16 protein-coding genes and 1 riboswitch are annotated in these 21,451 nt (G+C 33.7%); of the genes, 14 read left to right on the forward strand and 2 right to left on the reverse strand.

Annotation, left to right across the window (positions count from 1 at the left end):
• The first annotated feature begins 45 nt into the window (after positions 1-45).
• Both Q9Q97_RS06735 and Q9Q97_RS06740 read left to right on the forward strand, forming a co-directional pair.
• A complete protein-coding gene (locus tag Q9Q97_RS06735) occupies positions 46-2,733 on the forward strand; it encodes a carboxypeptidase-like regulatory domain-containing protein (protein WP_306155803.1) in 2,688 nt (895 codons plus the stop codon).
• Between the two features lie 93 nt (positions 2,734-2,826).
• Complete coding sequence (locus tag Q9Q97_RS06740) at positions 2,827-5,067, forward strand: hypothetical protein (protein WP_306155804.1); 2,241 nt, start codon at positions 2,827-2,829, stop codon at positions 5,065-5,067.
• Between the two features lie 118 nt (positions 5,068-5,185).
• On the opposite strand, the gene metK is transcribed toward Q9Q97_RS06740, so the two are convergent.
• On the reverse strand, positions 5,186-6,436 hold the full coding sequence (metK, locus tag Q9Q97_RS06745) for a methionine adenosyltransferase (RefSeq protein WP_306155805.1): 1,251 nt from the start codon (positions 6,434-6,436) through the stop codon (positions 5,186-5,188).
• Positions 6,437-7,199: 763 nt separating this feature from the next.
• On the opposite strand from metK, the gene Q9Q97_RS06750 reads away from it, so the two are divergent.
• From Q9Q97_RS06750 to Q9Q97_RS06790, 9 genes are all read left to right on the forward strand, one after another.
• Positions 7,200-7,397: a hypothetical protein gene (locus tag Q9Q97_RS06750; RefSeq protein ID WP_125722087.1), complete on the forward strand. Its 198-nt coding sequence runs from the start codon at positions 7,200-7,202 to the stop codon at positions 7,395-7,397.
• A gap of 46 nt (positions 7,398-7,443) precedes the next feature.
• The gene (locus Q9Q97_RS06755; RefSeq protein WP_306155806.1) at positions 7,444-8,748 is read left to right on the forward strand and encodes an O-acetylhomoserine aminocarboxypropyltransferase/cysteine synthase family protein; all 1,305 of its coding nucleotides are present in this window, start codon (positions 7,444-7,446) and stop codon (positions 8,746-8,748) included.
• A 298-nt stretch (positions 8,749-9,046) separates the two neighbouring features.
• Complete coding sequence (locus Q9Q97_RS06760; protein WP_306155807.1) at positions 9,047-10,135, forward strand: aspartate kinase; 1,089 nt, start codon at positions 9,047-9,049, stop codon at positions 10,133-10,135.
• A gap of 637 nt (positions 10,136-10,772) precedes the next feature.
• On the forward strand, positions 10,773-10,973 hold the full coding sequence (locus tag Q9Q97_RS06765; RefSeq protein WP_306155808.1) for a hypothetical protein: 201 nt from the start codon (positions 10,773-10,775) through the stop codon (positions 10,971-10,973).
• Between the two features lie 190 nt (positions 10,974-11,163).
• Positions 11,164-11,271: riboswitch (SAM riboswitch) on the forward strand.
• Between the two features lie 77 nt (positions 11,272-11,348).
• Positions 11,349-12,332 carry an alpha/beta fold hydrolase gene (locus tag Q9Q97_RS06770; RefSeq protein ID WP_306155809.1) on the forward strand — a complete coding sequence of 328 codons (984 nt, stop codon included), beginning with the start codon at positions 11,349-11,351 and terminating at the stop codon, positions 12,330-12,332.
• 1 nt (position 12,333) lies between these two features.
• Entirely contained in the window at positions 12,334-14,748 is a 2,415-nt protein-coding gene (gene thrA / locus Q9Q97_RS06775) for a bifunctional aspartate kinase/homoserine dehydrogenase I (RefSeq protein WP_306155810.1), read from the forward strand.
• A gap of 139 nt (positions 14,749-14,887) precedes the next feature.
• On the forward strand, positions 14,888-15,313 hold the full coding sequence (locus Q9Q97_RS06780) for an OsmC family protein (protein ID WP_073408333.1): 426 nt from the start codon (positions 14,888-14,890) through the stop codon (positions 15,311-15,313).
• A gap of 173 nt (positions 15,314-15,486) precedes the next feature.
• Complete coding sequence (locus Q9Q97_RS06785; protein ID WP_306155811.1) at positions 15,487-16,659, forward strand: PLP-dependent aspartate aminotransferase family protein; 1,173 nt, start codon at positions 15,487-15,489, stop codon at positions 16,657-16,659.
• A gap of 253 nt (positions 16,660-16,912) precedes the next feature.
• Positions 16,913-17,323 (forward strand): Rrf2 family transcriptional regulator, encoded by a 411-nt coding sequence (locus tag Q9Q97_RS06790; RefSeq protein ID WP_125722103.1) that lies wholly within the window; start codon positions 16,913-16,915, stop codon positions 17,321-17,323.
• A gap of 175 nt (positions 17,324-17,498) precedes the next feature.
• On the opposite strand, the gene Q9Q97_RS06795 is transcribed toward Q9Q97_RS06790, so the two are convergent.
• A complete protein-coding gene (locus Q9Q97_RS06795) occupies positions 17,499-18,281 on the reverse strand; it encodes a sulfite exporter TauE/SafE family protein (protein WP_306155812.1) in 783 nt (260 codons plus the stop codon).
• Positions 18,282-18,591: 310 nt separating this feature from the next.
• Between Q9Q97_RS06795 and Q9Q97_RS06800 the strand changes: the two genes are divergently transcribed.
• The 3 genes from Q9Q97_RS06800 to cysD all read left to right on the forward strand — a co-directional run bounded on the left by Q9Q97_RS06800 (position 18,592) and on the right by cysD (position 21,365).
• Positions 18,592-19,494, forward strand: a complete 903-nt coding sequence (locus Q9Q97_RS06800; protein ID WP_306155813.1) for a TSUP family transporter — start codon at positions 18,592-18,594, stop codon at positions 19,492-19,494.
• 25 nt (positions 19,495-19,519) lie between these two features.
• Positions 19,520-20,230 carry a phosphoadenylyl-sulfate reductase gene (locus Q9Q97_RS06805; RefSeq protein ID WP_306155814.1) on the forward strand — a complete coding sequence of 237 codons (711 nt, stop codon included), beginning with the start codon at positions 19,520-19,522 and terminating at the stop codon, positions 20,228-20,230.
• 235 nt (positions 20,231-20,465) lie between these two features.
• Entirely contained in the window at positions 20,466-21,365 is a 900-nt protein-coding gene (cysD, locus tag Q9Q97_RS06810; RefSeq protein ID WP_008466601.1) for a sulfate adenylyltransferase subunit CysD, read from the forward strand.
• Positions 21,366-21,451: the final 86 nt, after the last annotated feature.

Here is a 21,451-nt window from a genome sequence, read left to right on the forward strand (position 1 = left end):
TCTCAAATTCCAAAGTTCGAATTTCAAAATTCCAATATTCTGATAATGAATAAAACACTTTTCATCTTTGCTCTACTTTTTACTTCTATATGTTTTTCTCAAAGTATTCGCTTTGATGGTTTTATACAGGACGAACAGAAAAATCCGTTGGAGATGGCCAATATTATGGCTATTAATAATGGTACAAAAGCAATGGATTCGTACGGAATTACCAACGACAAAGGAAAATTTCAGCTAACTTTAAAACCAAATACGGCTTACACAATTAAAGTAAGTTATTTGGGAATGAAATCGAAAGAAATCGCGGTTTCAACAAAAGCTGAAAATATGACTCAGAATATTGTTTTGGATGGCGCAGGAATCGAATTGGAAGGCGTTGAAATTGTGCGCGAAATGCCTGTTTCTATAAAAGGAGACACGATTGTGTATAATGCAGATTCTTTTAAAACGGGAACAGAAAAAAAGCTGGAAGATGTTTTGAAAAAGCTTCCTGGTGTTGAGGTAAATGCAGATGGTGAAATTGAAGTGGAAGGAAAAAAAGTCTCAAAATTAATGGTGGAAGGAAAAGATTTTTTTGATGGAGATACGAAATTGGGCGTTAAAAATATTCCTGCCGATGCGATTGATAAAGTGCAGGTTTTAAGAAATTACAATGAAATTAGCCAATTGAAAGGACTTGAAAACGATCAGGATAATGTGGCAATGAACATCAAACTGAAAGAAGGAAAAAAGAACTTTTGGTTTGGTGATGTAACCGCTGGAATTGGAGTTGCAGAATTGGACAGCCGATATATTATTAATCCGAAATTATTTTATTACAGTCCGAAATACAGCATTAATTTAATAACCAATTTTAATAATATTGGAGAATTGCCACTTACCGCGCAAGACTATTTTAAGTTCACAGGCGGATTTAAAAATATGATGAAAAAGGGAGGAAGCAGTTTTAATGTTTCTTCAAATGATTTAGGAATTTCGTTATTGAGAAATAATCGCGCTAAAGAAATTGAAACCAAATTCGGAGCAACAAATTTTGCTTATTCTGTTAATAAAGCTTGGAATCTAAGTGGTTTTGGAATTCTTTCGACTTCAAAAACAGATTTAGAAACCAAATCTCAAACTACGATTTTAGATTCTGGAGACCAGCAAAAACGTGATGAAATAACACATCAGAAAAATAATTTGGGACTTTTTAAACTGAGTTCGACTTATAAGCCGAGCGATAAATTTCAGTTTGATTATGATATTTTGACTAAACTGACCAAGCAAAATGAAGATACCGATTTACTTCGTGAATCAATTGTAAGCGATGTTTCGGCAGTCGAAACCATTTTAACAGGAAAGAAACAAGATCCGACTTCTATAAATCAGAATTTGAGTTTGTATTATACGCAAAGTGCTAAAAACATTTTTGCTTTTGAAATGCAGCATTTGTATCAAGATGAAAATCCATTTTATAATGCCAATTTGAGATCACAGCCTTTTGATTTGTCGGGATATATTTCGGGTCAGAACAGAAACGATTTAAATCAAGATCGTTTTGTAAAAACCAATAAATTGGATGCCAAATTGGATTACTATTATATGGTAACGCCAAAAAGTAACATCAATATTACTTTGGGAAATACGTATTCTTACCAGAATTTCAATTCTCACATCTTTCAAATGTTGGATAATGGAGATCGAAATGATTTAAATAATTCTGAAAATAATAACGATGTTGATTACCGTTTTAATGATGCGTTTTTAGGTTTTCATTATAAAATCCTAACCGGAAAATTCACTTTTACACCTGGAGTAAGCGTGCATACGTACCAAATGACAAACGGACAATTAGGAACCGATTATTCGCAAAATTTTGTAAAAGTGTTGCCAGATTTCTTTGCTTTATATCAAATCAAAAAATCAGAAACGCTGACGTATAATTTTACTTTAACGAATGATTTTACCGATATCAATCAGTTGGCGGCGGGTTATGTTTTGTCAGATTACAGCAGTTTATTTCGCGGAAATCGTTTCTTAGAAAATGCCACTTCGCAAGTGCATTCGCTTCGTTACTTTAAATATAATATGTTCAATTTTGAGAACATTTTTGCCAATGCGACTTACACAAGAAAAGTAGATGCGATTAAAACACAGGCAAATTTTGATGGAATTAACCAATCTTCGGTTCCTTACAATTCGAATCTGGCAGATGAAACTTTATCGGGAATGGGAGCTTACGGACGTTCGTTTTTAAAAAACTATAAAGCTTCAGTTAATGCGAGTCTTAATTGGTCTAAATTCAATAACATACAAAATGATGAGTTAAGAACTACTGAAAGTTTTGTACAAAGTTATACGATAAGAGCTTCAACAAATTATAAAAAACTTCCGAATATTGAGTTTGGATATAATCTTTTGGTTAACAAATACAGCGGTTCAACTTTTTATACCGATAAGCCATTTGCAAGATTAGATTACTACTTTTTAGATAGTTTTTCTTTTGTTTCAGAATATGAATTTTACCATTATTATAATGGAGATAAAACTGTCGATAACGAATATGATTTCTTAAGTGCGAGTTTAATTTACCAGAAAAAGAACAGCAAATGGGAATATAAAGTTTCGGCAACCAATCTGTTAAATACCACTTATCTTAATGATGACAGTTTTTCGCAGTTCTCAACGCGAGTTTCTCAATACACGGTGCAGCCTAGATATATAATCTTTTCTATGAAATACAATTTGTAGTATTTTTGTTGCTAATATAGTGCGTTTTGTGATTTGTTTAATGAAGAATCAAATATCTTTGTGATTCATACATTATCAACCAAAATTTTAATTATGCGCAACTTTATTTGGAGTGTAGTACTCTTGTTTATTGGAACATTTGTTTCGTTTTCTCAAACAAATGGCATTGAAAAAGGAACTTATTTATCGATTAATAAAGGTCAGAAAATCAAATTAAATTTATTAGACGATAATAAATACGAACTGGTTTTTTATTCTGGCGGTTACGAGGTAAAAGGCGATTCTTTACTATTTGCTAAAAATCCATCAGCACAGACCAATTTTGATCTTTCTTTCAAAGTAGATAAAAATGCTAAAAACATAAAAATAAAGTTTACGGATCCTTCCTATTATTCTTTTTATATCGGAACTCAAAAAGGCAAAGAAGAAGTGCAATACCAGAGAATTTCGGATATTAAATCTAAAGTCGATCCAGAATATGCAAAAATCGATTTGGATTTTGAAATTGAAAAAACGGATTTCTTATATCTAGTTTATGAAGAATATGGAGCTAAAAGCAGTTTTTGCAAATATGCGCTCCCAAAAGATGTTTCAGAAATAACAATCAATTATGAATTGGCAGTTTTGGGCGATTTACAAATTGCAGGATACTTTGATAAACAAACCAACGAACTTAGAATTTCAGAGAAATCAGGATTAAATCCTTTGGTATTTGTGAATGAAAAAGATCCACAGCCGGTTAAGAAAATGCCAAAAGTTGCTCCTCTTGAAACTCACACTGTTTCAAATTGGACTTATCCAGGAAAAGATAATACTTTGTTAAATGATGATTTTGGGGTTGCAGTAGACACCACAGCTATTGTTGAAGCAACAATTCCGCCGCCGGCATACAACAAATATGATTTCAAATTAAAAATCGAAAGCAATCTTAAAAAAGCAATAGAGTCTACAAAATCAGCCAGCAATAAATTTTTGGTTGTTGTAGTAGACAGCAAAAACAAATCGGCTAAAGAGAGTTTTGACAATTTTGTAAAAGAACAGGAAACGCAAACAGGATATAATATGTACGATTCGTACAATGCGCTTTATGATATTTACAATTATTATTTGGCTGGAGCCGATGATAAAAAATGGCTTAAAAACAATAAAATCACCAGCGATCCAAGCATCATTATTTTAAACGGAGAAGGAAATCAGCTGGCTATTGCAAAATCTGATTTGGCAACACAACAATATCAGTTTAGTTATTATGGCGATTTCTACAGAAGGCTTCAGAGAGCAAATGCTTTTCTTTCTATAAATACTATTTTAAAGAATAAAAAAGCATCAGATGCCGATTTAATAAATGCTTTTAATAAGGCCGCTTTACTGGAATCATCTTACGATTATGAAGGAGCATATACAGTAAGCGATCCAAATTCGACTGAGTTTGTAATAACTAAAACAGCTTTAGACCAAAAAGAAGTGGCGCAATCTTGGAAAAAACTGATTGAAGCGCATCAAAAAGATAAAAATGTAAATATGTATTTGGTCGAAACGATTTTGAAAGAAATCAAAAATCAGGGATTTACCAAACAGCTTTTTAGTACAGATAGAGTTTTGAATGATACCGATTTCTTAGCAATCGATTATGTCTTAAAACATTCAGATGAAATTGAAAATATTCGTTCTGGTTTTAATACTAAAATAGGAGAAATTCATAGTGTTGGAAACCCGATTTCTGAAATTTCAGATGCTTTACAGCAAAATCTTTACGCTTCTCAAGATGGAGTTTCTGGCGAAATAAACAGGGAAAAAGTCAATGCTATTTATAAAAAAATCATTGCTTCAGGAAAAGGAAATTTTGATGCTTACAGAAACTACTTCTATTATTTAAGCCAAATTACAGACAAAGACGGTTCTAGTACCACTTATTTAAAAGAGTTTAATACGTATTTCGATTCTACTTTAGCAGGAACAAGTCCGATTGAAAAATTAGATGCAATTTTTTCAACATTAGATTCCAGTTCAAGTTATTCGTATGACGGATGGAATATGTTTAAAGAATATCATTCTAGTACAGCAAACACTGCGGCGTGGGCTGTAGTTACAAACCCGCTGAATGCTAACTTTTTAAAAGATGCGATTAAATGGTCAGAATATAGTTTGGTGATAACTAAAAATAGTCCTTATTATTTAGATACTTTGGCTCAACTATATTATAAAGACGGACAAAAGCAAAAAGCGATTGAAACACAGACTTTAGCAGTAAAATATTTAAACGAGGGTGTTGACGGAGAAAGCGCCAACGAAATGAAAGAAGTGCTAAATAAAATGCAGAATGGAACTTATTAAATAAAGAAACCCGACAGGTTTGGGAAACCTGTTGGGTTTTGTTTTATAAAGGATAATTAAAAAAAGGCTGTCTAAAAATCTTTAGACAGCCTTTTTAATATGTAAGATTCAGATTGAATTACAATCCAAATGCAGCTTTTACTTGGTCAACAAAATCAAGTTTTTCCCATGTAAACAATTCTACAGTAACTGTTTTTTCGTTTCCGCCTGGAGCAGAGAAAGTTTTAGTAACTGTTTCTGGTTTACGTCCCATGTGTCCGTAAGCAGCAGTTTCGCTATAAATTGGGTTTCTTAATTTTAAACGTTGTTCGATAAAGTAAGGACGCATATCGAAGATAGCTTCTACTTTTTTAGCGATTTCACCGTTTGTTAAGTTTACTTTAGAAGTTCCGTAAGTTTCAATGAAAATTCCCATTGGCTCAGCAACACCAATTGCGTAAGAAACTTGCACTAAGATTTCGTCAGCAACACCAGCAGCAACTAAGTTTTTAGCGATATGACGTGTAGCATAAGCAGCACTTCTATCCACTTTACTTGGATCTTTTCCAGAGAATGCACCACCACCGTGAGCACCTTTTCCACCGTAAGTATCCACGATAATTTTTCTTCCTGTTAAACCAGTATCTCCGTGAGGTCCTCCAATAACGAATTTTCCTGTTGGGTTAATGTGGTAGTTGATTTTATCGTTAAATAAATGAGCGTGTTCTGGGTTTTTAGCGATAATTCTTGGAATCAAGATTTCGATAATATCTTTTTTGATTTTAGAAAGCATTGCAGCCTCTTCGTCAAAATCATCATGTTGAGTTGAGATAACAATCGCATCAATACGAGTTGGTTTGTTATCGTCGCTGTATTCTAAAGTTACCTGAGATTTAGCATCTGGACGTAAATAAGTGATCTCTTTGTTTTCACGTCTTAAAATAGCTAACTCTTGTAATAATTTATGAGATAAATCTAATGCAAGAGGCATGTAGTTTTCAGTTTCGTTTGTAGCGTAACCAAACATCATTCCTTGGTCACCTGCACCTTGCTCTTCTGGCTTAGCTCTGTCAACACCTTGGTTAATGTCTGCAGACTGCTCGTGAATTGCAGAAAGAATTCCGCAAGAGTTTGCTTCAAACATATATTCACTTTTAGTATATCCAATTTTACGGATTACCTCACGTGCAATGTTTTGTACATCAAGATAAGTATTCGATTTTACTTCACCTGCTAAAATAACCTGACCAGTTGTAACCAATGTTTCACAAGCTACTTTTGAGTCAGCGTCAAATGCCAAAAAGTTGTCAATTAATGCGTCCGAAATTTGATCTGCAACTTTGTCTGGATGCCCTTCACTAACAGATTCTGACGTAAATAAATAAGCCATAATAATGTATTAAATTTGTATAAATTAAAATTTAGCGAGGAAAAAATAATTGCAAAAAAGGGCTAAAGGAGAGTTGCTGCTTTAGCATTTTTTAATGCCGAAATTTATCTTCCGGCAATCATAATGAACCATTTCATTATGAAGAGGTTGCAATCAGTTCAAATTTTTCCTCTGTATTCGCGTGCAAAGGTATGAAACCATTTTGATTTGCAAATTAAAGTTCAACTTTTTTTATTTTAATCCATTAAAATTTAACACAAGTATAGTAATTTGATAGGGTAATAGAAAATAATTCACTTTTTGTTTGGCTGTTTGAAAAAAAGTTCTCAACTTTGCCAAACAAAACAAGAAAGAAATGAATTTAGGTATTAAAAATATGTGCTGTATGATGTCGGAATTATCCGCAGAGCGCGCTATTGTTTAGTATTTAAATCTATAAATAACAATAAAACCTCTGCCCAACAGCAGAGGTTTTTTTATACAAATTTTTTAAACCATATAAGTCATATAAGTTTATTAATAAGAATTGATTAAACAGAAACTTAATTTCCTTATATAACTTATATGGTTAAAACAAATAAAAACAATATGAAAAATTCAGCAGCAAATAAAATGATGATGTGTTGTAAGATGCCAATGTGTATCCCGCCTTGCTGTTGCCAAAAGTGAAAGATCGAATCTTTGTTATAGTTTCAACTATAAAGCCCTTTTGGTAAGCCATCCGAAAGGGCTTTTTTTATTTCAACACTTAAAATTTAAAATCATGAAAACACTAGATATCAATACAATCGCATACGAATACTTATTAAGAACAAATTCTGAGGAACAGAATAATTTTTTAGAAGATCAGACAATAGAATTTAATCAGGATCAATATTTAGAAAGTCAGAATTCTTTACTCCTTCAATTATACAATCTGGAAGAAGAAGATTTATATGTTCAGGCGCAATTCAACAATTAATTACAATATATAATAGTATTAACAATACCTAAAAAACTAAGAAATCATGAGCACACAAAAATTTGCAACAAACGCACTTCACGCAGGACACGATGTTACTAAAAATTCAGGAACAAGGGCAGTGCCTATTTATCAGACATCATCATACGTATTTAATAACGCCGATCATGCGGCCAATTTATTTGGTCTTGCCGAAGCTGGATTTATTTATACGAGATTGAATAACCCAACAAATGACATTCTGGAACAAAGGCTGGCAGCACTTGAAGGCGGAATCGGAGCTGTGGTTACCGCCTCTGGAGCATCGGCAATTTCTACAACTTTTTTAACATTGCTAAAAGCGGGAGATCATATTGTAGCATCAAACAGTTTGTATGGCGGAACTTATAATCTATTAAAGGTTACTCTGCCAAGATTAGGAATTACGACAACATTTGTAGATCCTTCAAAACCAGAAAACTTTACTAAAGCAGCCAAAGAAAATACACGAGCTTTTTTTGTAGAATCTCTTGGAAACCCAAAACTAGACGTTTTAGACCTTAAAGGAATTTCGGCAGAAGCCAAAGCATTTAAAGTGCCATTTATAGTAGACAATACAGTTGCGACACCTTATTTATTAAACCCAATTAAATATGGTGCCGATATTGTAATTCACTCCTTAACAAAATATATTGCTGGAAACGGAACTTCATTAGGAGGCGTTATCATTGATGCTGGAAACTTTGACTGGGCAAACGGAAAATTCCCTGAGTTTACCGAACCATCTGCAGGATACCACGGATTAGTATATCACGAAGCTTTAGGAAATGCGGCTTTTATTGCAAAAGCCCGAATTGAAGGTCTGCGTGATTTTGGTTCTGCTTTGAGTCCGTTTAATGCTTTTCAGATTATTCAAGGATTAGAAACGCTGCCAATCCGAATTAAGAAACACAGCGAAAATGCTTTGGCTCTGGCTGAATGGCTAGAAAAACAAGATGAGGTGGTTTGGGTAAATTATCCAGGACTAAAATCTAGTAAATATCACGATTTGGCAAATCAATATCTCCCAGAAGGAAAAAGCGGAATTATCACTTTCGGCTTAAAAGGAGGTTTTGATGCAGCGAAAAAAGTAGTCGACGAAACAAAATTGTTCTCTCTTTTGGCTAATATCGGAGATACAAAATCACTGATTATTCATCCGGCAAGCACAACGCACCAGCAATTGACAGAAGCGGAGCAAATTGAAACAGGGGTTTCTAAAGACTTGATTCGACTTTCTGTTGGTATTGAAGATATCGAAGATTTAATTGCAGATCTGCAAGCTGTTTTTGAGAGCGTTAAGCTTTCACAATACAGCATCAATAAAAATTAGGTTTTTTTGTTTTTTGTTTGAAAGATTGCCTTTAGCGAGTGGTTTTGCTAAAGGTAATTTTTTATGAAAAGCATCATTATAAAATTAAACCATATATGTAGAGACGCACCGCAGTGCGTCTAAATTATATACGTGGAATATATTAAATAAACCATATAAGTTATATAAGTTCATTTTTTGTAGAGACGCACTGCAGTGCGTCTAATTTTGGAAACACACAGTTATATGTCCAAAATTATACACAAAATATATTAAATGAACTTATATGACTTACATGGTTAAAAAAAATTAAAAAATCATGTCAAAGCTTAAAATAAATATTGTCCTTTTTGGAATTGGTAATATCGGAAGCACTTTGATTAATCAGATTATCGAAAGTCAGGAGTTTTTTCTTGAAAGTAAAAATGTCGATTTTCATTTTCCAATTATAACCAATTCAACAGTCGCTTTCTTTGAAAAAGAAGGTGTGGGTTATTCATGGGAAACCAATTTCAGACAATTGGCAGTTCCTTTTAAAGTAGAAGATATTGTCGAGTTTGCACAAGAAAATGAATTCGAAAACCTAATTGCTGTAGACGCGACGGCCAGCGACGAATTGGTAAAACACTACAATACACTAATCAAAAACGGATTTAATATTGTAGCGGTAAATAAAAAAGCCAATACACTTCCGTTAGATCTTTATAAAGAACTTCGATCGAATCTGAAAAAGTACGACAAAGAATTTCTTTACGAAACCTCTGTTGAGACTGGAATTCCAGTTTTACGGACTTTAAGAGATTTGTATTATTCTGGAGAAAAAATCACAAAGATTCGAGGTGTTTTTTCAGATAATCTGAGTTATGTTTTTAATCGATTTTCAACAGAAGATGTTTCATTTTCTTCCATTTTAAAAGATGCGAGTCTTTTAGGTTTAATGAAATCCAATTTTAAAGAAGATTTGTCTGGAAATGATACGGCAAGAAAGCTTTTGATATTGGCCAGAGAAATCGGAAAAGATTTTGAACTTTCAGATATTAAAATCAAACCATTTATAACCGAAGAGCATTTGGAGAAAAACGGTGTGCTCAATAAAGATGCGGTCGATAAATCTTTTAAGATTGCCAAAATTACTCAGGCAGAAGATCATGTGCTTCGATATGTGGGCGAATTTGATTTGGAAAAAGGAACTTTAGAAACCAAATTGATTTCCGAATCAGTCAATTCACCAATTGGACAATTAAAAGGTTCTGACACGATTTTTGAAATTTACACAAAATCTTACGGTGAAATTCCAATTGTAATTCAGAGCGCGCCTCCGTGCAAGCAGGCAATTTCAAGAGGAATTATAACCGATATTCTAAAAATTGCAGAGCGAATTAGGAGTAAAGAGGCAGTCTGGCTGTAAATTTTTAATAAAAAAAAGAAAAACGTTCTTTGATAATTTGATTTGTCAATTGGAGTCATGAAGAAAAAAAAGCTTGTTTTGTAAGTTTTTTACCTTTATTATTTCGTTTTCGTTTTTGTAAGATGTTTTTCATCGTTAAAAAACTGATTTTTAACGATTTTTGTAATTAAATTCTTGAATTTAATTTGTGTAATAAAAAAAATATTTGCATATTTGTTATACCCAAAAACTACTAGAAATCAAATGAACTTAAAAGTCAACAAAATGTTTTGTGCCATTTCGGTTAAGACCGAGGCTGGGGTGTCTATTGCTTAAAAAAATTGTAAGAATACAATAATAATATAGTAAGAGCCTCCTAAGAAATTTTTAGGAGGCTTTTTAATTTAACAGAAATGCAGAATTTTAAAATACAATATAAATCACAGATGAATAAATCCTTACAGATGAACAAGATGTTTACTGTCGCGCTTATTTGCGCATACGTCTGTTGATACTAAAAGCATACATGAGTGTAAAAACTTAAACCCTTTTGGTATCTAAAAATCCAAAAGGGTTTTTTTATTCCAAAAAGCGATTTAACAGAAACATAAAAGAGAAATAAAGATTATAAAACACAACTGAACTAAAACTTAATATCATGAGCAAATTGAACTACTTCGCAGAAAAAATTTCTAAATTGAAAAACAGAAGGACAAAAAATAGCAATCCGCCGCCAACAAACGAATTGGCTCACCCAAGATTCGGAATCACAGAAGAAGATAAAAGTACTGCCAAAAAAGTACCAAACTCTTTATTGTTTTTGATGTATTCAAAAGAAAATGAAACGCTTTTTATCTAAACGGAAAAGCATCATAAACTAGGTGAAAACCTGCTTAATTTTACTGGGCATTTTTGTTCGGTAAATTTTTGCGTATAATAGTTTTTGCTCATGTAAGTCGCAGAAATTTAACAAACACTTTTAGATTAAATTTGTTTGTTAAAGAAATTAGTAGTTAATTTGCACTCGATAAGTTCATAAAAGTATTGAAATGTTATAAAGAAAGGACGAGGGATTAGACCCGATGAATCCTTAGCAACCCTTCGTTAATTCGAAGAAGGTGCTGCATTCTACCACGCCCAACGTGGAAAGATAACAATCAGAATTTTTCTAGTTTAGACTAGTTTTTTCTTTCTAATATTTCCATATACAAATCATAATACAACAGATTTGAAATTGGAAAATAGACCAAATCCCATTATAATTCAAAATTTCATCACAGAAAGTGGTGCAAATTATCATTCTATACCGTTAAGTTTTACACTGTCTGGCCAGCCGCTGCACAGTGCACCTATTGTTTTGGTTAATCACGCCTTGACAGGAAACTCACAAGTTACTGGCGAAAATGGCTGGTGGAATGACTTAATTGGCGAAGGTAAAACTATCGATACTGCTGTTTATACCATTTTAGCCTTTGATATTCCTGGAAACGGAACAAATTCTTTTTTAATCGAAAATTACCTTGATTTTACAGCTAGAGATATTGCTAGAATCTTTATTGAAGGTGTAAAAGCCTTAAATATTGAAAAGCTTTTTGCTGTTATCGGAGGTTCTGTCGGTGGCGGAATTGCTTGGGAAATCTTAGCTCTGGCGCCAAACATTACAGAAAACCTTATTCCGATTGCGAGTGACTGGAAATCGACAGACTGGCTTATTGCAAACTGTTTCCTTCAGGAGCAGATACTGAATAATTCTTCAAAACCAATAGAAGATGCGAGAATTCATGCCATGTTGTGTTACCGTTCGCCAGAATCATTCAAAGAAAAATTCCAGAGAACCATCAATCAGGATCTTTTGATTTTTAATATCGAAAGCTGGTTGGCGCACCACGGAAAAAAACTGCAAAAAAGATTTCAGCTTTCTTCTTATAAATTAATGAATCAGTTGCTTAAAACAATTGATATTACTAGAAATAGTGAAAGTTTTGAAAACTTATTGGCTAAAACAACGGCTTCAATTCATATCATCGGAATCAATTCTGATCTGTTTTTTACAGCAAAAGAAAACGTAGAAACCTACGAAGAATTGAAGAAGTTTAAAGACAATGTTTTCTACAGCGAAATTGTCTCTGTTCACGGACATGACGCTTTTTTAATCGAGTACAAACAATTAGATCATTTACTTGCCGACATTTTTAAGGCAGAAACAATAAAGAAATAAAATGAAAGTATTAAAATTTGGAGGTAAATCGTTAGCAAACGGAGAAGGACTTAACAAAGTTGTTTCTATCATTTCTGATAAAGTAAGTCAAGGTGAAAAAATTGCCGTTGTAGTTTCGGCGCGCGGAAATGCGACAGACGAGCTAGAATTTATCTTAAGCATTGCGGCTAAAAATGGCAGCTACAAAGAATTATTAGAAAATTTTAAAAAATATCAAATATCAGATTATCCGCAAGTTGATTTATCTGAAGAGTTCAATATTTTAGATAAACTTTTTGAAGGGGTAAGCTTAATTGGCGATTATAGCAAAAAAATTAAAGATCAGATTTTGTCAAAAGGAGAATTGCTTTCGGCTAAATTATTGACAGCTATTTTATTGGAAAAAGGAATTCCTGCCAATTTCGTAGATACAAGAGATTTACTGAAAACAGATTCTAAATTTGGCGATGCACAGCCCTTAGAACAGCTTTCAAAGAAAAACGTAATCAATTATTTTAAAGAACATAACGGAGAAACGGTTAATATAGTTACAGGTTTCATTGGATCTAACAACAACAACGACACAACTACTTTAGGTAGAAATGGCAGTAACTATACCGCTTCGTTAATCGCCAATTATTTAAATGCAGAAGAATTACAAAACTTCACGCACGTAGACGGAATATATACTGCAAATCCTGATTTGGTTGCAGATGCCAAGAAAATTGAATATTTATCGTTTAATGAAGCAAATGAGCTGGCCAATTTCGGCGCTACGATCCTTCATGCTAAAACGATTATTCCTTTGTTAGAAAAGAATATTCCGTTACGAATTTTAAATACATTCAATCACGAAAATAGAGGAACTTTAATCACTTCAGATTCTTCTAAAGAAGGAATTAAAACGCTTTCTGTTTTAGAAAATGTTTCTCTTGTAAATCTTGAAGGTCGTGGATTACTTGGAAAAGCTGGGGTTGATGCTCGTATTTTTAAAGTAATGGGCGATCACAATATCAGTGTAAGCATCATTTCACAAGGTTCTTCAGAAAGAGGAATCGGATTGGTGGTTGCAACTGATAAAGCAACAACTGCGGTTGTAGAGTTAGAAAAAGAATTCGAAAATGATTTTTATTCGAAAGACGTAAATCAGATTACGGTTACAGACAATGTATCGGTAATTTCGATTATTGGTCAGGATTTGAGTACTTTCCATAAACCGTATACGGCTTTAATCAAAAACAAAATTGTTCCGATTTTATTCAACAATACGGTTACGGGTAAAAACGTGAGTTTGGTTGTTAAAAAAGAAGAATTAAACAAAGCCTTAAACGTAATTCACGGAGAGATTTTTGGTGTTTCTAAAAAGATCAACATCGCGATTTTCGGTCACGGATTAGTTGGAGGAACTTTGATTAATCAGATTTTAGAATCGGCTTCTGCAATTGAAAAACGTAAAGATATTAAGTTGAATGTTTTCGCTATAGCGAATTCTAGAAAGTTGCTATTAAATAAGTATGGCGTTACCAACAATTGGAAAAACGACATTGATACAAAAGGCGAAGCTTATACCATAAATGATATTATCGCCTACGCGAATGAGCATCATTTAGAAAACTTAATTGCAATTGATAACACGGCAAGTGCAGCTTTTGTAGAAAATTATATTCCGCTTGTAGAAAGCAGTTTCGATTTGATTTCTTCTAATAAAGTAGCTAATACATTAAGTTATGGTTTTTATAAAGAATTGAGAAAAGCTTTGGCTGAAAACCAGAAGAATTATTTATACGAAACCAATGTTGGTGCAGGATTGCCATTAATTGATACAATAAAATTACTGCATCTTTCGGGAGAAAATATCACTAAAATTAAAGGGGTTTTCTCAGGAACATTAAGTTATTTATTCAATAATTTCTCTGCAAAAGATGCTCCTTTCAGCGAAATCTTGCAAGAAGCAATCGATAACGGATATACAGAACCAGATCCGCGTGAAGATTTATGCGGAAACGACGTGGGTAGAAAATTATTGATTTTGGCTAGAGAATTGGATTTGCAAAATGAGTTTGAAGAAATTTCAATTCAGAACCTAATTCCGGAACACTTACGTGAAGGAAGCGCAGCCGATTTCTTAACGAAACTGAAAGAATTCGATCCAATTTATGCTAAAATAAAAGCAGAACAGCAGCCAAATCATGTTTTAAGATATATTGGTGAATTGTCTGGAGATTTGCAGAATGACAAAGGAAATCTAGAAGTAAAATTAGTTTCAGTTCCTTCAGATACAGCTTTAGGCGGTTTAAAAGGTTCTGATTCTTTCTTCGAAATTTACACAGAATCGTACGGAGATCGTCCGATCGTTATTCAAGGAGCCGGTGCGGGTTCTGCGGTAACCGCAAGAGGAGTTTTCGGAGATATTTTGAGATTGTCTGATAAAGGATAAAAAGTCTAGTTTGTCATTGCGAGGAACGAAGCAATCACATTTGCAAAATCAAGCTTTGTGCAATTGTTAGTGAGGCTGCTTCGTTCCTCGCAATGACAAAACATAAAAATAAACGACAAAACAAAAAAATAACAACACAATGAAAGTAACCTTAAACAGAGTAAACGACGCATTTCATTTTAAAGTAAAAAATGAACGCGGACATATAGTTGACGTTGACAGCAGAGCTGAATTTGGCGGAAGCGATTTAGGCGCAAGTCCAATGGAATTAGTATTAATGGGAGTTGCAGGCTGCAGCGCTATCGATATGATTTCAATCTTGAAAAAACAGCGTCAGGAAATTACTTCTTTTAACGCTGAGGTTGAAGGTACACGTGTACAAATTGAAGAGGCAAAACCTTTTAAAGAAATCGATGTGGTTTTCTATTTAGAAGGAGAAATCAATCCGGAAAAAGCAAAAAAAGCGGCACAGCTTTCTTTCGAGAAATACTGTTCAGTAGCTAAAACAGTTGAGCCAACAGCAACAATAAAGTACAAAGTTGTCCTGAATAACGAGGCTTTGTAAAATTAGATAATTAGCCAATTGGTCAATTAGATAATTCTTTTAGGACTTATTAAAAATTCACATTCAGCCTTTGTGAACCTTCGTGTTTCGCTTTGTGAATCTTTGTGAAATTTACAAGAAAACGAATTCGTGCAAATCTGTGCAATTCGTGTTAAAAATAAAATAACAACACAATGAATATAGAAGATCTTGGTTTTGAAACACAAGCCATCAGAACACATTTAGAAAAAACACAATTTCAGGAACATTCAACTCCTTTGTACTTATCATCAAGCTTTATATTTGAAGATGCAGAGGATATGAGAGCTTCTTTTACAGAAGAAAAAGTCCGCAATATTTACTCTCGTTTTAGCAATCCAAACACAACAGAATTTGTTGATAAAGTTTGTGCGATGGAAGGTGCCGAAGCGGGTTACGCTTTTGCAACCGGAATGGCTGCAATCTATTCGACTTTTGCAGCTTTATTAGAATCAGGAGATCATATTGTTTCTGCTGGAAGTGTTTTTGGTTCGACTCACGCTTTGTTTATGACCTATTTTCCAAAATGGAAAATCGAAACTTCGTATTTTGATATCAATAAACCAGAAACAATTGAGAGTTTTATTAAGCCAAATACTAAAATCTTATATGCTGAAACGCCTACAAATCCAGGTGTAGATGTAATTGATTTGGAACTTTTGGGGCAAATTGCAAAAAAGCACAATTTGATTTTAATAATTGACAACTGTTTTGCAACGCCTTACATTCAGCAGCCTATTAAATACGGTGCGCATATCGTAGTGCATTCTGCAACAAAATTAATGGACGGTCAAGGTCGTGTTTTAGGAGGAGTTGCAGTTGGAGACGCAGAGCTGATTCGTCAAATCTATTTGTTTTCAAGAAATACAGGGCCGGCAATGTCGCCATTTAATGCATGGGTGTTGTCAAAAAGTTTAGAAACTTTGGCTGTTCGTGTGGACAGACATTGCGAAAATGCTTTGAAAGTAGCTGAGTTTTTAGAGAGTCATCCAAATGTAAACAGTGTAAAATATCCTTTTTTAAAATCGCATCCAAAATATGAAATTGCCAAAAAGCAAATGCGTTCAGGCGGTAACATTATTGCGATTGAAATTAAAGGCGGATTAGAAGCAGGAAGAAAATTTTTGAACAAAATTAAATTATGTTCTCTTTCTGCAAATATTGGCGATGTAAAAACAATTGTAACACATCCAGCTTCTACAACACACAGCAAATTATCTGAAGAAGATCAATTAGCAGTTGGAATCACACAAGGTTTAGTTCGTGTTTCTGTTGGTTTAGAAACTGTAGAAGATGTAATTGCAGATTTAAAGCAGGCGTTGGAATAATTTTAGATTTTAGAGTTCAGTCCCGATAGCTATCGGGATGGAATGACTTAACTTATATAAAAAAACGATTTTTGATAGCAATAGCTACTATTGAAAATCGTTTTTTCTTTTGCAAATAAAGTCGTTTTTTAAATAAGATAGATTAAGTAGAGTATAAGTCATTTAAATATCATACTTTTGTTTTCTAATAAAATTTAGAGTTATGATAATAGTGAAATCTAAAATCTACATTCTAAAATCTAAAATCTAGTACGTGCTTTCAAAGAAAACAAAATACGGAATTAAAGCTTTAACTTATTTAGCGAGACGTGAGAATAACGAACCGGTACAAATTGCAGAAATTGCAAAAAGCGAACATATTTCGATTAAATTTTTAGAAAGTATTTTGCTTCTTCTAAGAAATTCTGGATTTCTTGGAGCAAAAAAAGGAAAAGGTGGCGGTTACTACTTAATAAAAGACCCGAAAGATATCAGCATGGCAAAAGTCTACCGTATTTTGGAAGGTCCAATTGCACTTTTACCTTGTGCCAGCCATAATTTCTACGAAAGATGCGACGATTGCGACGACGAAACAACTTGCGCGGCGCGTCGATTAATGACGGAAGTGCGTGACAATACTCTTAAAATATTAGAAAGCAATTCTTTGGCAGATATCGCTTTTTAATTTTTTTTAACCATATAAGTTATATAAGCTTATTCGATTTGTCCTGCAAGGTTTCCAAAACCTTGTAGGTATTCAATCATATTTTCCTAAAAATTACACCTACAAGGTTTTGGAAACCTTGCAGGAGCGCGCCGAAGCTAAATTGAACTTATATAACTTATATGGTTAAAAAAACTTAAAATATCAGTTTGTAGCCTGCAAGGAAAAGCATTACGGCAATAGCGTTTCTAAGAAACTGATCTGGCACTTTTCCGCTAAGCATACTTCCCATATAGATTCCTGGAAGTGATCCCATTAATAATTGACCTAATAATCCCAAATCAAGATTTCCCATAGAAGCATGGCCGATTCCTGCAACTAAAGTTAACGGAACGGCGTGTGCGATTTCTGTCCCTACCAGTTTTGGAGTTGGCAGTAAAGGATAAAGAAAAAATAAAGTTACAGTTCCTAAAGCTCCTGCGCCAATTGAAGTCAGGGTTACGGTTGCTCCTAATAAAACTCCAATTCCAATAGTTAGCATATTTTGAGTTGTGCTTTCTGTATGAAATTTATCTCCAGCGTGCTTCTGCGAAAACTTCATTAATTTTTGCTTGAAAATAATCGCAACAGAAGTAAATAATAATGCCCAGCCTAAACTTTGTTTGATAACACGATTGATGGTTTCAATATCTGTTTTGATGCTATGCAATATCCATAATGTGAGCAAAGCAGCGGGAACGCTTCCTAAAGTAAGCCAGCCTGTAATTTTCCAGTTGATATTGCCTTTTTTGTTATGAACAAAAATTCCTCCGGCTTTAGTAAAAGCAGCGTAAAGTAAATCGGTTCCTACTGCTGTTGTGGGAGGTATGTTAAAGTATAATAAAATAGGAGTCATTAAAGAGCCACCTCCAACGCCTGTTAACCCTACAATAAAACCAACCACTAAACCTGCAATGACAAGACCAATCTGAAAATCCATGAAAAAATATTTGCCGCTAAAATAATAACATTTTTATAATTATCCTATAGATTTGGTAGAGATTAAATGTGTATTTTTGTAAATCACAAAAATAGGGTGTGCTGTTAAAATAAGACGAAGCAGTACAATATTTGTTAAATTAATTACTAATTCCTTTTTAAATGTCTGTTATCTTGGTTTATAAGGTGATAGCTAATGCAAAAAAGTAAATATATTATTTTGATATTTCGAAATATGTAGTACATTTGCAAAGTAATCTACTAAGCCGATAGGGTAATGGATTTTTAAGAACAAAACAAATTCTTAAAATATGGAAAATGAACTTAAGTTAGACAACACAACGGTAAAGTCATATGCTTTATCAAAAGAAAAATTATGGATTGCGATTCCCGTAATTTTGTTGTTAGGTTTGGTAGCTACATTAATTTATAATCATCACGCTGAATTTTCATGGGATGGTTTTGTTCAGGGATTTGATGAAAGTCTTTTAGCGTTCTTTTTAATTGGTGTTTTTGCTCAATTGGTAGACGGAGCTTTAGGAATGGGATATGGAGCAACTGCAACATCATTTCTTTTGGCTTATGGAGTTCCGCCAGTTGTGAGCAGTACGGCGGTTCACGTTTCAGAAATGTTTACCACTGGAGCGTCGGCACTTTCGCATCACCGTTTTGGAAACATCAACAAAAAACTGGTAAAACATTTATTGATTCCAGGAGTTTTAGGTTCGATTACTGGAGCTTATTTATTGTCAGATGTGATTGATGGCGATATTATCAAGCCTTTCATAGCAGTTTATATGATTGTTTTGGCTGTAATTATTATCAAAAAAGCGTTGAAGAAAAATGTTGAAAAAAAGAAAACCAAAAAGCTAGGCGTTTTAGCTGTTTTTGGAGGTTTTATGGATTCAGTTGGCGGCGGAGGCTGGGGACCTATTGTAACTTCAACTTTATTAGGGAGAGGAAGAAATCCGAAATATACTATTGGTTCGGTTAATGCAGCTGAGTTTGCGATTTCGTTTGCAAGTGGAATCACTTTCATGCTTTTTGGAGGAATCCACGGATGGCAGGTAATTATCGGGCTGATTTTAGGAGGCGTAATTGCAGCACCGATTGCAGCATTTTTAGTAAATAAAATTAAAAGAAAACCAATGATGGTTGCGGTTGGGATTCTAATTATATTATTGAGTTTAAAAACATTATCTAAATTATTTTAAAGAATAATTTTAGAAAGGAGAGATTATGAGTGCGAATATTGTACAAGAATTATTAGAAAAAACTGCAGCTCTTTCGCTTGACGAAACCTTAGTTTTTTTAGCAAATGAGTTTCCGGGAAAAGTAATTTTTTCGACTTCTTTTGGTCAGGAAGATCAGGTAATTACCGATTTCATTGCAAAAAGTAACACTGATATTACCGTGTTTACTTTAGATACCGGAAGATTATTTCAGGAAACGTATGATGTTTTTCATAAAACATTAAAAAAATACAAAAGACCAATCGAAGTCTTTTTCCCAGAAGCAGCTTCAGTAGAAAATCTGCTTCAGACAAAAGGGCCGAACAGTTTTTACGATTCGGTTGAAAATAGAAAAGAATGCTGTTTCATTCGAAAAGTGGTTCCGTTAAGAAAAGCTTTGGCAGGGAATTCAGTTTGGATTACAGGTTTAAGAGCCGAACAATCAGAAAACAGAAGCGATTTGCATTTATTTGAATACGACGGAGGTTTCGAAATCATCAAATTCAATCCATTGCTAAAATGGACTTTAGAAGAAGTTGAAACGTATCTTTCAGAAAATAATGTTCCGCAAAATGCTTTACACAAACAAGGTTTCGTAAGTATCGGCTGTGCGCCTTGTACAAGAGCCATTTTTCCAGGAGAAGATATCAGAGCCGGAAGATGGTGGTGGGAGTCAAGCCATAAAGAGTGCGGTTTACATGGTGCAAAAAAAGAGTAACTGCAGAGAGAATAGAAAATAGAATTAAGTATTAAGAAAACCTACTCTATTTAAAGTTCCGGAGGAACGATCCATATTGTAGCGCCGGATTTTAATCCGGGGAGACGTCAAAGAAATCGCAAAAACGGATTTTAATCCGTTGAATAATGAATAAGAATAGAATAGCAAAAGTTTAAGATTTTAACAACTTGAAACTTGAAACCTTAAACTTGAAACAAAAAAAATAACAACAATAATGAGTTCAGTATTAAAAACAAACGCTTTAGAGAGTGAAGCGATATACATTTTCAGAGAAGTAATTTCACAGTTTGACAAACCGGTTTTACTTTTCTCAGGAGGAAAAGATTCTATTACATTGGTGCGTTTGGCGCAAAAAGCATTTTTCCCTGCTAAGATTCCGTTTCCTCTATTGCACGTTGATACAGGACACAATTTTCCTGAGACAATTGCTTTCAGAGATAAATTGGTAGAAGAATTAGGTTTAGAGTTGATCGTTCGTAATGTTCAGGATGCTATTGATGAAGGAAAAGTAGTTGAAGAAACTGGAAAATATTCTAGTAGAAACAGCTTGCAGACTACAACACTTTTAGATGCCATTGAAGAATTTAAGTTTGATGCTTGTATTGGTGGAGCGCGTCGTGATGAAGAAAAAGCAAGAGCTAAAGAACGTATTTTCTCTGTTCGTGACGATTTCGGACAATGGGACGAAAAAAATCAGAGACCTGAGTTGTTTGATATTTTGAATGGAAAAATCGAAAACGGACAAAACGTTCGTGTTTTCCCAATTTCAAACTGGACAGAATTAGATGTTTGGAGTTATATCGAAAAAGAAAAAATCGAGATTCCTTCAATCTATTTTTCACATAAAAGAAAAGTTTTTTTGAGAGACGGTTTAATCTGGTCGCATTCTCCTTTTGTGTACCAAGAAGAAGACGAACAAATCGAAGAAAGAATTGTTCGCTTCAGAACCGTTGGAGATATGAGCTGTACAGCAGCTGTTGAATCTTACGCAGCAACAATCGAAGAAGTTGTGGGTGAAATAAGAAGTTCAACCATTTCTGAAAGAGGAGCCAGAATCGACGACAAACGTTCTGAAGCTGCAATGGAGAAAAGAAAACAACAAGGGTACTTTTAATTCAATTAAAAATTAGAATTAAAAATTAAAAATTTCAAAAAAAACTAAGATTTAAAATTTTGTGTAAGCGTTCCAATAACTTGAAA

It is taken from the genome of Flavobacterium sp. DG2-3 (genome assembly GCF_030730925.1).
GTDB lineage: Bacteria > Bacteroidota > Bacteroidia > Flavobacteriales > Flavobacteriaceae > Flavobacterium.